The sequence below is a fragment of the Calothrix sp. PCC 6303 genome (assembly GCF_000317435.1).
In the GTDB taxonomy this organism is placed as follows: Bacteria; Cyanobacteriota; Cyanobacteriia; order Cyanobacteriales; family Nostocaceae; genus PCC-6303.
Genome location: NC_019751.1, coordinates 964,710 through 977,480, shown reverse-complemented (window position 1 = coordinate 977,480; position 12,771 = coordinate 964,710). Strand labels below are relative to the sequence as shown.

Below are 12,771 nucleotides of genomic sequence, written 5' to 3'. Positions count from 1 at the left end.
TTATTCTTTTGGCAAAGTAACAGTAGTCAACCAAAAATCTTCGATTCCCTTGACAATTTGGAAAAGTTCGCTGAGGTTACGAGATTTCGTGATGTAGCAATTTACATGTTGATCGTAGCTATAGTGAATATCATCTTCATTTCTGGAAGTAGTCAATACTACTACGGGAATACGTTTGAGTTTGGAGTCAGCTTTAATTTCTGCTAAAACCTCTCTACCATCTTTTCTTGGTAAGTTTAAATCTAAAAGGATCAGATCGGGGCGAGTTGCCTCAGCATACTCCCCCTCTTGTCGCAAATAAGCCATCGCATCCACACCATCCCTAGCAGTAATTACCTGGTATGACGTGGAGGAATTTTTTAATGCTTCTTGAATTAGCCGAATATCGGCTTTATTATCTTCAACTAAAAATATTATTTTGTGCTTTACGTCCGTTTCTACGGTCACGATCGCGCCCTCCAACTGGAATGGTAAAGTAGAATGTAGCACCTTCCCCTAATTGGGATTCTACCCAAATGCGTCCCCGATGGCACTCAATAATTTTTTTACAGATAGCTAAACCCATACCCGTACCAGGATATTCATCTCTTGTATGCAGGCGTTGGAATATAATGAAAATGCGATCGCTAAACTTCGGATCTAACCCAATTCCGTTATCCTTAACCGAGAATAACCAATTATCCTCTTGTCTTTCAGCACCAATGTGAATCTCTGGGGGTTTATCACTACGGAATTTGATGGCATTACCAACTAAATTTAAAAATAATTGCATCAGTTGAGTTCCATCTGCCATCACACTAGGCAAAGTGTCATAGGTAATTTTTGCCCCAGTTTCCGATATGCGTTTACGCAAGCTATTCAAACCATGTTCTAAAGGTGTTTTGACTTCAATTACCTGAAAAGCGCTCGTCTGCATATCCACTTTAGAATAAGCTAGTACATCATCGATCAAAGTTTGCATCAAGCTAACACCCTCTACTACATAGGTGATAAATTCTTCACCATCTTCATCAAGTGCTTCTCTATAGCGCATTTCAATCAACTGTACATAGTTAGCTACTTGATTCAACGGTTCTTGCAAATCATGGGAAGCTACATAAGCAAACTTTTTCAATTCTGAGTTAGAAAGTTCCAAATCATGTGCTAACTGTGCTAATTCATCAGCTTGTCGCAACACAATATTCACAATTGCTTTGCGTAATTCCAGCGCAGCTTTAATTTCTACATATTGCCAAGGCAAAGACATAAAACGTACTGTTTCTTTCCACAATTCAAATGACTTACGTGGACATAAAGAAACATGTTCTTCTAACTTACTCACCTCAAATGCTTCATTGGGATTACCTCCCCAATTAACTGTTTGAATTACTTCTGGACGAAACCATAATACATAATTGCGCTTGGAAATTGGAATAGCAAGCAACCCACTAGCAACGCTTTTAAATCTTTCGGCACCTGGGTAAATACGAGCTAATGAATCAGTATAAAATACCTCTTCATTCACATTATTCCTCAGCCACTGGACTAAATAATTAATATCTTCTTCTTTTGGAGTTTCACCAATTAGCGTATATTTTCCCCCAAAACAAACCGCTGCACCTTGAGCGCTAGCTAAATCTAAAAGATTAGGTTTATATTTAACTAAGCCATCAATAAAGTTTTCTTCTTGGGACATATATTCAACTAACATTGACTGAATATATGTCAGTTGCATCCGATAGTCATAATTTTCTGTTTCTTCCTTCGCAGAAAGTTCAGAAAATATCACTCTTCCCAAAAATTCGCAGGCTTTACGCAATTCATAAGATACATATTTGGGTGTTTGATGATGACAAGCAATTAGTCCCCAAAGATTACCATCTTTAATCAAAGAAATAGTTAAAGAAGCACCCACACCCATATTATGCAAATATTCCATATGACAAGAATAAGCACTTCTGAGAATTGAATGAGTTAAATCAATTGCTTGCTCACTAACTGGATTAATTTCCGGATAAATATCGACAGATTCAGCATAGGTATCAGGAATTAATCTAATCCAATTAGATTTGAGCAGCTTTCTTGCAGGTTTAGGAATATCTGATTCTGGATAATGTAAACCCAGATATGGTTCCATACTGGCTAATTTGTCTTCAGCAATGACAGCACCATGTCCATCATCGTCAAATTTATATAACATAACCCTGTCAAATCCAGTGACTTTCCGGACTTCTTGAACAATAATTTGACAGAAATCAGCCAAACTAGAAGTTCCTTCTAATTGATTAATCGACGCTCTAGCTAAATGATAAAAACTTAAAAATGGAATATTTTCCTGAGAGATAGCTGGCTCTAATTCCACCATAATAAAGCCTTCAGAATTACGGTGAAAAACTGCATCAAATATAACGTAGTCATCACCTTTTTTCCTGACCCATATTTTGGTAGGATTGATAAAATCGAGATTTTCTCCCGATAACCCTGACTTAATTCTCTCAATTTGAAAAGAATCCAGTAAATTCTCTAATTTTGTTCCTATTAAATTTTCGGCTAAGATTCCAAATACTGAATAGACATTAGTGCTGACTTGTAAAATTGTTAGTTCTGCTTCTTCTAAAACCAAAAGCACACCGTGAGACTGTATTTGAGTAATAGTATTGATTTTTGGTTCTTTCAAGCTAGTCAGATCAATGCCTTGCCATTCCAAATTCATCCCCATAAAAATTCCCCTTTTGTCGTTCTAAACAACCACAAAAAATTAAAGTCTTAATATTGCATATTAATTAACAATAATTAGTTAATTTGATGTTCTAAAATTCCTAAGATTTTCCCAGGTAACTACGCGAAAATATCTCAATAGTTAAAACCCTTTTCAAATCATAATTAATCTCTATTCTGGATGATAACTACTTAGAAATTACGAAATCTATCCGCAAAATCAAGGTTTTGAGATTGCTAGTCTACGACAAGCCGCTTTGCGTCTACCTTACGTCCCAATGAAGTAAATTCGTAGCCATTGCCTAACTCCTGCTACTAATTTCTCTCCTGATATTTTCTTATCTGCTTGTGTTGTCAGTTTAACAAGCATTTAGTAAACTGTCAGATAAAATATATTAAAAATAACTAAATGTCACACCTTTATTTATGTCAAAATATTAATAAATAATGCGGATAATTTATATTAGTTTACTATTTTGAATTTTGCTAGCTAATTTTGAATAATAGATGTATGTTTTTATCTATTTTATTATGAGATTTATATTTTCCCTACTCCCTGTTCCCTTTTAAACAAATAGTATGTCCTAACGGAGATATCTACTGCTATCAAATAAGCGCAGGAGGATGAGAACCCTACCTTTCAATGATTTCATAACTTAACCCCTCTACCAAATGTTGGTTAGAGGGGCTAAAAAATTACCTTGATTAAACTTAAATCACAAATGACACTCAAAATAATCTACGTTGATTAGTAAGCGTCTTGTAACTCATAGAAATCGGGCGAAATATAATCTTTACGTAGGGGATAACCAACCCAATCTTCCGGCATTAATAACCGCTTCAAATTGGGATGTCCCTCGTAGATAATACCGTACATGTCGTAAGATTCCCGTTCTTGCCAGTCTGCGGTTTTCCAAATCCAGTAAACTGAAGGAACTACAGGATTTTCGCGGGGGAGGAAAACTTTGACGCGTACTTCTTCTGGGTTATCGACATTATCACCAATTTTAATTAGGTGATACATACTCACCAATTCTTGTCCCAAACCTAAATCGATGCCACATTGACATTGTAGGCAATTAAATCCATAGGCATATAATGCGGTGGCGATGGGTAATAAGAAGTCAGCTTCTACCTTGATGATCTCAACGCCTTTTTTATCCGCATCCAGTGAATCATGAGCAAAGCCATTTTCAGTTAGCCACTGAGAAACTTTACCCGCTGGGACTATGGTTTTCTCCTCAGATGGTACTGGTTTTGATTCTTCAGCCACGACCAGTTATCTCCTTCTGTTTTTGCGATGTGAGCAAAGCGGGTGGTACAGGCATACCCATACCCTCTGTTAATTCTTTGGGAGGGGTAAAACGGGCATCCGACTGCATGTACTTACCAGTCAAAATTGCTGGCACAGGTTTCATGTTGTGGGTAGTGCTGTAGAAGCGATGAGTTTGGCGAATTTTATTTCGCTCTTGCATTGAGTCATCAGCGATTTTTTTCCGCAATTTGATAATTGCATCGATGATCGCTTCTGGACGTGGAGGACAACCTGGTAAATAGACATCAACGGGAATTAGCTTATCAACACCACGAACTGCTGTGGGAGAATCAACGCTGAACATACCCCCAGTGATGGTACAGGCACCCATAGCAATTACATACTTGGGTTCGGGCATTTGTTCATACAAACGCACTAGCTGCGGTGCCATTTTCATGGTGATGGTTCCCGCTGTGATAATTAAATCAGCCTGACGCGGGCTAGAACGGGGAATTAGTCCAAAACGGTCAAAGTCGAACCGCGAACCGATTAATGCTGCAAATTCAATAAAGCAGCAAGCGGTACCGAATAACATGGGCCACAAACTCGAAAGTCTTGCCCAGTTATAAAGGTCGTCAACTGTGGTGAGGATGACGTTTTCAGAGAGGTCTTGGGTAATTGTGGGGCGTGTCATGGGGTTAAGAACACGCTCTTGGGGTTGGGCGAGATTTTTCGCCGAGTTGGCATCTAAGACCATTCCAAAGCTCCTTTACGCCATGCGTACACTAGGGCAATCACAAGAATTGCGATAAAAACAAGCGCTTCGATAAACGCTAATAGTCCTAAACGGTGAAATGCAACTGCCCACGGGTACAAAAATACTGTTTCGACATCAAAGACGACGAAAACGAGGGCAAACATGTAGTAACGAATATTAAATTGAATCCAGGCTCCACCAATGGGTTCCATACCACATTCGTAGGTGGTGATTTTTTCTGGGTAACGACCACTGGGTCGCAGAAGCTTGGATGCTGAAAGAGCTAGGGCTGGAACTAGGCTACAGATGAGTAGGAAGCCTAGGAAGTACTCGTAACCACTAAGAACAAACACAATAAAATCTACCGCTTTGAATGGGAATAACTTTGTTACCTGTGGGGTAGTTGGGAATTTTTTGAGGATTCCACTTGAAAAAGTGCAATTTTGAGGTTGCACATCTTTACATACATTATATCGCTTTGACTTTTTTGAATCCTAGAAAACATATGGGTTGGTTATTTGATTCGTTTTGATCAACGATAGAAAAGCTGAGTAATTATGTCATAATTTGTAACGTACATTTAAGATTTGCACTTTAAGTATTTAACGAGGGTTGCTAGTTCTGCACTGGAAGTTGGGAACTGGTGATGGCAATGAAAATCACTGATTGGCAACTTCAAAGATACAGTGACTGGCAACTTGGGTTATTTAATTTTGGCTAAACCTAAAATTATGAGTGAACAAGAAGAGAGGGAGCAGACTGACCTGGTTGAGGCTGAAATCGATCAGGCAGAGGAAGAAGACACTACTGATTTAGATCGACATGAGTGTCGATCTTGTGGATATGTGTACGAGCCAACTAAGGGTGATGAAAAGCGGGACGTTCTTCCAGGAACCCCCTTTGATGATTTACCTGCAACTTGGCGTTGTCCAGTTTGTAATGCAAAAAAAGTTGCTTTTGTCAATATTGGTCCAGCAAGTTTAGCTTCTGGATTCAAGGAAAATCTCGGCTTTGGTTTAGGTGTCAACTCTTTAACACCAACTCAGAAGAATTTGCTGATTTTTGGTGCTTTGGGTTTAGGATTTTTGTTTTTTATCAGTCTGTACGGTTTGCAGTAGGGGAGTTCCAGAAAATAAAATATCCTCTGGTTTGGGCAGCGTTCGATGGTTCCTGAGCCTGTCGGAACGAAGTGTACCGGAGGTAAGGACTGAGCGCTCACGCCGAAGTCTTGCCCGGAAAGACAGGCAGAGATAATCCGAAGTTTGACGGGACGCAAACCGATACCCTCGACTTCTCTCTGTTCCAAGAAAATTGGATAATTATTTAATTTGGAAGTCCGTAGGTAGAAATCAAGATTTTAGATTCGATCACATTTGGGAAAATTCACAAAATACTAACGGATACTAATGGTTGGGATTGGAAAGTTTTGGAGAAAAATAGTAACTTTGTTACTGGTTGTTGTGCTGTGTGCTGGTTGTGCGAACCTGCCAAAAACAGCTTACAACCCATGGAAAGTGATTTCTGTTGACATTGATGCAGATACGAAGTTGCTAGATATTGCTTTTGCGGAAAACCAGGAACATGGTTTTATGGTTGGCAGTAATGCAACTTTATTAGAAACTAAAGACGCTGGTGAAACTTGGGAAGCAATAAAATTGTCTTTGGATTCTGAAAAATCCCGGTTTAATGGGGTGAGTTTTGCAGGTAAGGAAGGTTGGATTGTGGGGGAACCAGCTTTGGTGCTACATAGCACTGATGCGGGTAAATCTTGGTTACAGATTCCTTTGGATGAAAAACTTCCTGGTAATCCCATTAATATCGCTGCTTTGAGTGGAAATACCGCAGAAATGGCAACTGATGTGGGTGCGATTTATCAGACTAGCGATGGTGGTAAGAATTGGAAAGCACAGGTACAGGACGCTGTAGGTGTAGTTCGGAACATAACGCGATCGCCTGATGGCAAATACGTCGCAATTTCGGCAAAGGGTAATTTTTACTCCACTTGGGAACCTGGTACTGCTGCTTGGGTACCTCGCAATCGTAATAGTTCCCGTCGCTTGGAAAATATGGGTTTCACCAGCGAAGGCAAATTGTGGATGCTGGCACGAGGTGGACAAATTCAATTTACCGATCCTGAAGATGACGAAAAATGGTTAGATCCCCAAAAACCTGAAAAAGGATATAGCTGGGCTTTGTTAGATATGGCTTATCGCAACTCAGATGATGTCTGGGCAACTGGAGGTAGCGGTAGTTTACTTCACAGCCCTGATGGTGGAAAAACTTGGGAAAAGGATACTGAAATGGAAGAAGTACCCGCCAATTTCTTTAAGGTTGTCTTCTTTTCCCCAGAACAAGGTTTTGCAATCGGCGATCGCGGTGGCTATTTACTCAAGTACCAACCCGCAGAAGTTGCCAAGGCTGCTTAACAAATCTTGATTTATTAGAAATAGTTTGCAACTTGTAACTGTTTCTAAACTTTGTAGGATAATAAACAGATACAGCTTGAATGTGAAGCTTGCGCGATGCAAGTCGTTCGCATCTTAGCAGCATGATGGAATTAACCATACTGATAAGTAGTAGCGGCTAAAAGCCAAATTTCAACAATAATGTGAAGGTAGGGAATCAATGGCAGGTACCACTGGAGAACGTCCGTTTTCGGACATTATTACTAGCGTTCGTTACTGGGTAATCCACAGCATTACCATTCCAGCTTTGTTTGTTGCAGGTTGGTTATTTGTCAGTACAGGACTGGCATATGATGCATTTGGAACTCCTCGTCCTAATGAGTATTTCACTCAAACCAGACAAGAAGTACCCATCGTTAACAACCGTTTTGATGCGAAAAAACAAGTTGAGACATACATAGGAAAGTAGTTTTAGATCATGACTAGCGGCAATAATCTCAATCAACCAGTTCAATATCCAATTTTTACAGTGCGATGGATAGCTGTTCACACTTTAGCTGTTCCTAGTGTCTTCTTTTTAGGCGCGATCGCAGCAATGCAATTTATTCAACGCTAGGAGAAAATCATGGAAAAATCGCCTAATCCTAATGGTCAACCAGTTGAGTTGAATCGAACTTCATTGTTTTTGGGACTTTTGATTGTATTTGTACTAGGAATTCTTTTTTCTAGCTACTTCTTCAACTAAGTCACTACTGAGGCATAATATCAGCCTGTTGTAAATAATTTTCAAGTCATGTTTTTGCTAATTAGTAAATAAATTTATTTACTGCTTAGTAATCTATAGTGACTAGCAGCTAATTACTTAATTTTGTAAAGGGAGGAGAAAGCTGTGTCTGGAGGAGGAAGAATACCTCTGTGGATCGTTGCTACGGTCGCGGGAATGGGTATAATTACAGTGTTGGGCATCTTCTTCTATGGAGCCTACGCTGGTGTTGGTTCATCGATGTAATTCAGAACTAAACCAAGTTTTGTAAATACTAATTGCTGATGACTAGTTCTCCATTAGGAAGTAGTTATTGGCAGTTAGTAATTTTAGATTAGAAACAAAAGTTGTACGATTGCTACTTTAAATTTTTGGCGATTAAGAGCTAACAGAACAATTTTTTAGCCATAAACCCTGTAAAAAACCGTCTCCCTAATTTAGGTAGACGGTTTTAGTTGTTGCTAACAAGCCATATTACCCATAGGTAATAATCACATCACTAGCTAATTAGATTTGGTCACTTTCCATATACAACAGCATGTAAGCCATAACTACTGCGGAAGAAACTAAACCAACCAAAGGAACTAGGATTGAAGGTAAGAATGAAGCTGCCATAGGATGAATTCCTGTTAAATCAAACTACAATTCAAGTCGAGCTTACTGCAATTCCCAACATTATTTTGCAAAATCTCAAGATTTTTAACAAAATTGATTACAGATGCTAAACATCTGGAACTACATTCCCAATATTTCATCGAATTGAAGAGAGGGTAAATCAGGGGGGACAACGGTTCGTTGTACAGTGGTTTTGTGGCTTTCTTGCTGGGTATTCAGATGAAGCGCGATCGCTTCCACCCGCACCTCTATACAACCAAAGGGAACGTTAAATTCGCTGATTGCTTCCATACCTCCTAAATGATTCTCGATCAAATCGGTGATCAGATGCGGTCCATCCAGTAACCAACGAGTTTGACAGTCTTCAACCCATAATTTGACTGCGACATCTGGAAGTGTTTCATTTAGTTCTACACGAATCCGAACTAGTTTACCTGCAACCAGTTCACCTTGGGGAATGAATAGTTGTGGGACTGGTAAGGGTTGAGGGTTTTGCTGTTCTAGGGATGTTTCTGGAAGTTTGTGGATTACAGTATCGATAGATTCTGGAGGATGGGAAACTTCCACGGGGTTACTTGTTTTATCGTTAATACTGACTTCTTCAAATAAATCATCATCAACAACTATTTCCTCCATCACCCAGGTTGTGGGGGCAATTTTCTCTCCATGAGGAAGTTCAGGTGTTGCTGGGGAAATTTCTACTACCTGTTCCACTACATTTTCAGTTATTTGAGGAACCGAGGCTTGATAATTTTGAGGTGGGAAATCAATAAATTGGGGTACAGGATATCCTTGGTTTTGCATCCACTTGCGAATCAAAGGAGATACATAGGGATTTCCCTCAGCGATTAGCTGAGAACTGTGGGGATAGTCAAAAGAGCTAGAATTATTGACAATTGGCAGATTAACTTCGCTGTATTCGTCTGGTTGACGGGGAATAATTATTTCTCCTAAATGCCCATCTGTAACTTGCAGTTGATGATTTTCCAGCATTGGTTCTTCTACTGGGGAATCAACAGATAGAATTAAATCGAAATTTTCCGGTAAGGTATCCGGTAAATTACTACTAATTGTTTCCTCCGCACTTGGTAACAAAGGTAATTTCCGCAGGTAAGGAAAACTTGCAGAACTATTAGCACCCAAACTCAAATGAGGATCAAAATTTTCTGCGTGCGGAGAAAATGGCAATTGGGGAGAACGAGAATTAATTCTTCTGTTGCGAACAGGTTCCACATCCAGGGGAATTGATCGTTTGGGAGATGTTTGGAAAGTGCGAGACTGAGAATTTTTGGCTGTTTTGGCAAGGTTAAACAGTTCTAAATCAAGGGATAGAGTTGGTTTCTCTTCGACTACATTTTGAGCAAATCCTGTTAGAGAATCGTTGAGCATATCGGGTGCGCTAGGTTTAGCCATACTAACTGCAATTAATTCGCTAACATCAGCAGTGATAATAAATGACTGACTAGCTAAAAGTTGCGATTCTCCAACCCCTCCCAACGCTCCATAAAGGTAAATATCTGCTAAAAGTAACTTAGATTCACACTCCCGTGGGATTTCTATGGTGGATGAAATTGCAAAAGGTAATAATCTCTCTGGTAACGGTTGTTTTACCTCAGCTAGCACCTGTAATTGATCAGGCGATCGCAATTCTAAACGGATCTCTCCTGCTGCGACACTCTCAAATTCAGATGTGTCATCAATTAATGGATTTGTTTCCCCTTCTAACTGCACCAATCCCATTACAGTTAGTGCTTGTCCCCAATTTCCAATATAGCTTTGTTGATCAAGATGAATTATTAAAGGTAGGGGAGTATCTATAACTGTTGTTTTGGCAATAACTTTATCTTCTAAGAGGGCTTCTTCAACTGGTAAAGCTAAGTCCACCAAATTTTGTAATATTTGTTCTGCTGTATCACCTTTAACCCACACCGGACTGATGGGTTGTTCTAGACTAATATCTTCTTCTGAGTAAATAGTTAATTGATACTCTGGGGTGATATCTGAGTTAATTGCTACCTCCGGAACCAGATCAGTACCTTTGACAGCCAAAGGTACTAAAATTCCTGGTTCCATCTGTGATAACTCTTGAGCAGAAGGATTTGCCAGGGGTAAGGAGAGGACTTGAGGTGTAAATTTCTCTTGTGAATCGTCGTCTTCTTGCTCCTTCTCAATCGAAATCTCAGCCTCCATGGAGGGCTTTTCTGTCCCATTCCCTATTTCTTCATATTCCCCAGTTTTATCGGTAATTTTTTCTGTAAATTCCAGATTTAATTCAGCAGTATGAATACTAGTTTCATCAATAATATCTGTAGTCTCTGTTACAGAAGATAATACTGACTCGCTGATTGGATTTAACGATTCAGTTGCTACAGGTACAAAATTTGGAGGAATTGGCGGAATTGGCAAATTAGACTCGCCAGGAATTAAAGATGATGCAATTGGATTTATACCAGTTTCACGGGTATTGGGCAGGGATTGCTCCCGCTGCTCCCTGCTCCCTGCCCCTCCGCCTTTTCGGTCAACAGGTTGAGATAAAACTTTTAAATTGACCAGATGTTGCCAAGAACGACCCAAAACATCCGACATCAAATCACCAGAACAGCGTAATTCCCATAGCCCCGGCTGGAAATAGGTAAAGGGAATAACTGCCATTGAACCATCATTATTAGTGCGACGCGATCGCTTATAAATCCGCCGTTGAAGTGACAATTCTGGAGGTGATGAGTGAGTTATTCTTACATCCACATCAGTATTTGCACGGTGGGAGCAAGCCACCACCCGATACCGACCTTCCATAATTTCCACAGTTCGAGATTCTAGGGGATGCCAAGTGCGATCGCCTTGCTTCTGTATTAGAAATTGCCATTGTTCCATCGTACGTGATGTCAAAACTGTAGAGCGACTCAGTAATATTTGCGTTACCTTATTGCTTGACAGTTTACCTCAGCATTTTCTAAATGCATCACTTTGAACATGGTTTTTATTAAAAAAATTTCGGCATAGAAATTAATAAAGGATGTGGAGACGATAAAATCGGGGAAAATACCTGCATTTAAGTCATCCTGTGTGACAAACTGACTTTATTGCTCTTCCTTCCCCTCTCTACGTCTCCTTTACATTTTTGCCAATCATCAATTTTTGTAGCGTTCCCGATAATAAGCTAAAATCTGTTCGACTCTAAGACGACACTCTGGAAGTATATCCGTAGCGAAATTAATCAATAAACCACCAACTTGGCTTTGATTGTAATCAAATTCCTGAGAAGACTGGGGTATTAGATCAGCCTTCACCCCTTCAACTTGATGCAGATGGGCAACAATCTCACGATATACAGCTAAAGGCAAGCCAGGAAATTCGATTTTTTCGCTTGTTTCCATACTCTTAAGAAGCTCCAGTAGGTACGTTGTTTGCTGGTGCTGGAGTAGCACTATCAGCCGAAGCAGTAGTGGCTGATCCGGTTGCACCTTCACCAACCATTCTCGCAACTTCGATGCCAAATTGCTCAAAAATTACTATTGGATCTGAACCTTCATTCATTTCGATCCGTTTTACAAGCAGTCCACTTCCCAAGCGATCGCCTGATTGTACATAACGGCTTGTAGACTCAGTTGGTACCTTAATAATGGCTTGGGGTGTTCTTCCCACCATCACTACACCAGTCACAACAACACCCTTAGCTAACTCTGGTTGCGCGGCTGGTGGTAGCACCGAGATTAAGGAAGTATTGGGAACCACCTGTGGCATAATCTTCGGCAACACAGGTACAAAACCAGGGCTAGCTTTAGCCAGAGTTACAGGTTTACGTTGAGCGATATATGACGGGGGGATATATGGCTTGGTTGTGGAATTATTCAAAACACGACTTTTGGCTGTTTGTTTTGATGACACCACGGTCACATTCCTATTAGGGGTTGGTACCCCAGAAACCACAGGAACTAACCTGCGTTCCCCATCATTTGGCACTATTGGTATCGGTGGAGTAATCTGTGCGAACGGATCGCGCTCGCTTCCACCCTTGGACACTACTAATAAGCGTTCAGTGGCATTCGTGGTCTGAATTAGATTTGGAGTGCCAACTATAGTAGCAGGACTTTGTGACTGCGGTTTCCCTGCCACAACTGGATTATTAAACGGTTGAGATGCAGATGGGCTAGCTGGAGCAGCACTTGGAGTAGCAGTGCTACTGGGATTACTAGCCTGTTCACCCTCAGATGCACACCCTGTGATTGCCAATGCCATGAGAGCAGCAACTGCAATATTTGAATATTTACCCATTAGT

The 12,771-nt window shown here is 40.2% G+C and carries 15 protein-coding genes; 6 read left to right on the top strand and 9 right to left on the bottom strand.

The annotated features are described in order from the left end of the window. The 5 genes from CAL6303_RS04045 to ndhC all read right to left on the bottom strand — a co-directional run bounded on the left by CAL6303_RS04045 (position 1) and on the right by ndhC (position 5,062). On the bottom strand, positions 1 to 447 hold the full coding sequence (locus CAL6303_RS04045; RefSeq protein ID WP_015196556.1) for a response regulator: 447 nt from the start codon (positions 445 to 447) through the stop codon (positions 1 to 3). Next, positions 401 to 2,698 (bottom strand): sensor histidine kinase, encoded by a 2,298-nt coding sequence (locus CAL6303_RS04040; protein WP_015196555.1) that lies wholly within the window; start codon positions 2,696 to 2,698, stop codon positions 401 to 403. Before CAL6303_RS04040 ends, CAL6303_RS04045 begins: the two co-directional genes overlap by 47 nt. A gap of 747 nt (positions 2,699 to 3,445) precedes the next feature. Continuing rightward, positions 3,446 to 3,970 (bottom strand): NAD(P)H-quinone oxidoreductase subunit J, encoded by a 525-nt coding sequence (locus tag CAL6303_RS04035; protein ID WP_015196554.1) that lies wholly within the window; start codon positions 3,968 to 3,970, stop codon positions 3,446 to 3,448. Beyond that, complete coding sequence (ndhK, locus tag CAL6303_RS04030) at positions 3,963 to 4,709, bottom strand: photosynthetic/respiratory NAD(P)H-quinone oxidoreductase subunit K (protein WP_015196553.1); 747 nt, start codon at positions 4,707 to 4,709, stop codon at positions 3,963 to 3,965. Before ndhK ends, CAL6303_RS04035 begins: the two co-directional genes overlap by 8 nt. Beyond that, positions 4,700 to 5,062 carry a photosynthetic/respiratory NAD(P)H-quinone oxidoreductase subunit C gene (gene ndhC, locus CAL6303_RS04025; protein ID WP_041740263.1) on the bottom strand — a complete coding sequence of 121 codons (363 nt, stop codon included), beginning with the start codon at positions 5,060 to 5,062 and terminating at the stop codon, positions 4,700 to 4,702. The genes ndhK and ndhC overlap by 10 nt, the downstream gene beginning before the upstream one ends. A gap of 378 nt (positions 5,063 to 5,440) precedes the next feature. Between ndhC and CAL6303_RS04020 the strand changes: the two genes are divergently transcribed. From CAL6303_RS04020 to CAL6303_RS28980, 6 genes are all read left to right on the top strand, one after another. After that, a complete protein-coding gene (locus tag CAL6303_RS04020; RefSeq protein ID WP_051036758.1) occupies positions 5,441 to 5,827 on the top strand; it encodes a rubredoxin in 387 nt (128 codons plus the stop codon). A gap of 288 nt (positions 5,828 to 6,115) precedes the next feature. Then, a complete protein-coding gene (locus tag CAL6303_RS04015; RefSeq protein WP_015196550.1) occupies positions 6,116 to 7,135 on the top strand; it encodes a photosynthesis system II assembly factor Ycf48 in 1,020 nt (339 codons plus the stop codon). Positions 7,136 to 7,334: 199 nt separating this feature from the next. Further along, positions 7,335 to 7,583, top strand: coding sequence for a cytochrome b559 subunit alpha (gene psbE / locus CAL6303_RS04010; RefSeq protein ID WP_015196549.1), 249 nt, complete (start codon positions 7,335 to 7,337; stop codon positions 7,581 to 7,583). A 9-nt stretch (positions 7,584 to 7,592) separates the two neighbouring features. Next, positions 7,593 to 7,730 carry a cytochrome b559 subunit beta gene (gene psbF, locus CAL6303_RS04005; RefSeq protein ID WP_015196548.1) on the top strand — a complete coding sequence of 46 codons (138 nt, stop codon included), beginning with the start codon at positions 7,593 to 7,595 and terminating at the stop codon, positions 7,728 to 7,730. 9 nt (positions 7,731 to 7,739) lie between these two features. Beyond that, a complete protein-coding gene (locus tag CAL6303_RS28985) occupies positions 7,740 to 7,859 on the top strand; it encodes a photosystem II reaction center protein L (protein WP_015196547.1) in 120 nt (39 codons plus the stop codon). A 144-nt stretch (positions 7,860 to 8,003) separates the two neighbouring features. Continuing rightward, positions 8,004 to 8,123: a photosystem II reaction center protein J gene (locus CAL6303_RS28980; protein WP_015196546.1), complete on the top strand. Its 120-nt coding sequence runs from the start codon at positions 8,004 to 8,006 to the stop codon at positions 8,121 to 8,123. A gap of 261 nt (positions 8,124 to 8,384) precedes the next feature. Here CAL6303_RS28980 and psaI read toward each other — a convergent pair whose 3' ends face one another. From psaI to CAL6303_RS03990, 4 genes are all read right to left on the bottom strand, one after another. Further along, positions 8,385 to 8,492: a photosystem I reaction center subunit VIII gene (gene psaI / locus CAL6303_RS28975; RefSeq protein WP_015196545.1), complete on the bottom strand. Its 108-nt coding sequence runs from the start codon at positions 8,490 to 8,492 to the stop codon at positions 8,385 to 8,387. A 120-nt stretch (positions 8,493 to 8,612) separates the two neighbouring features. Then, positions 8,613 to 11,366 (bottom strand): hypothetical protein, encoded by a 2,754-nt coding sequence (locus CAL6303_RS04000; RefSeq protein ID WP_015196544.1) that lies wholly within the window; start codon positions 11,364 to 11,366, stop codon positions 8,613 to 8,615. Between the two features lie 257 nt (positions 11,367 to 11,623). Next, positions 11,624 to 11,869 (bottom strand): hypothetical protein, encoded by a 246-nt coding sequence (locus CAL6303_RS03995; protein ID WP_015196543.1) that lies wholly within the window; start codon positions 11,867 to 11,869, stop codon positions 11,624 to 11,626. A gap of 4 nt (positions 11,870 to 11,873) precedes the next feature. Continuing rightward, complete coding sequence (locus tag CAL6303_RS03990) at positions 11,874 to 12,767, bottom strand: hypothetical protein (protein WP_015196542.1); 894 nt, start codon at positions 12,765 to 12,767, stop codon at positions 11,874 to 11,876. Between the last annotated feature and the right edge of the window lie 4 nt (positions 12,768 to 12,771).

Excerpts from the sequence above, each read along its gene's own strand:
- CAL6303_RS04040 (WP_015196555.1), bottom strand. The coding sequence starts at position 2,698 with ATGGGGATGAATTTGGAATGGCAAGGCATTGATCTGACTAGCTTGAAA.
- ndhK (WP_015196553.1), bottom strand. The coding sequence starts at position 4,709 with ATGGTCTTAGATGCCAACTCGGCGAAAAATCTCGCCCAACCCCAAGAG.
- CAL6303_RS04020 (WP_051036758.1), top strand. The coding sequence starts at position 5,441 with ATGAGTGAACAAGAAGAGAGGGAGCAGACTGACCTGGTTGAGGCTGAA.
- CAL6303_RS04015 (WP_015196550.1), top strand. The coding sequence starts at position 6,116 with ATGGTTGGGATTGGAAAGTTTTGGAGAAAAATAGTAACTTTGTTACTG.
- psbE (WP_015196549.1), top strand. The coding sequence starts at position 7,335 with ATGGCAGGTACCACTGGAGAACGTCCGTTTTCGGACATTATTACTAGC.
- psbF (WP_015196548.1), top strand. The coding sequence starts at position 7,593 with ATGACTAGCGGCAATAATCTCAATCAACCAGTTCAATATCCAATTTTT.
- CAL6303_RS28985 (WP_015196547.1), top strand. The coding sequence starts at position 7,740 with ATGGAAAAATCGCCTAATCCTAATGGTCAACCAGTTGAGTTGAATCGA.
- psaI (WP_015196545.1), bottom strand. The coding sequence starts at position 8,492 with ATGGCAGCTTCATTCTTACCTTCAATCCTAGTTCCTTTGGTTGGTTTA.
- CAL6303_RS04000 (WP_015196544.1), bottom strand. The coding sequence starts at position 11,366 with ATGGAACAATGGCAATTTCTAATACAGAAGCAAGGCGATCGCACTTGG.
- CAL6303_RS03995 (WP_015196543.1), bottom strand. The coding sequence starts at position 11,869 with ATGGAAACAAGCGAAAAAATCGAATTTCCTGGCTTGCCTTTAGCTGTA.
- CAL6303_RS03990 (WP_015196542.1), bottom strand. The coding sequence starts at position 12,767 with ATGGGTAAATATTCAAATATTGCAGTTGCTGCTCTCATGGCATTGGCA.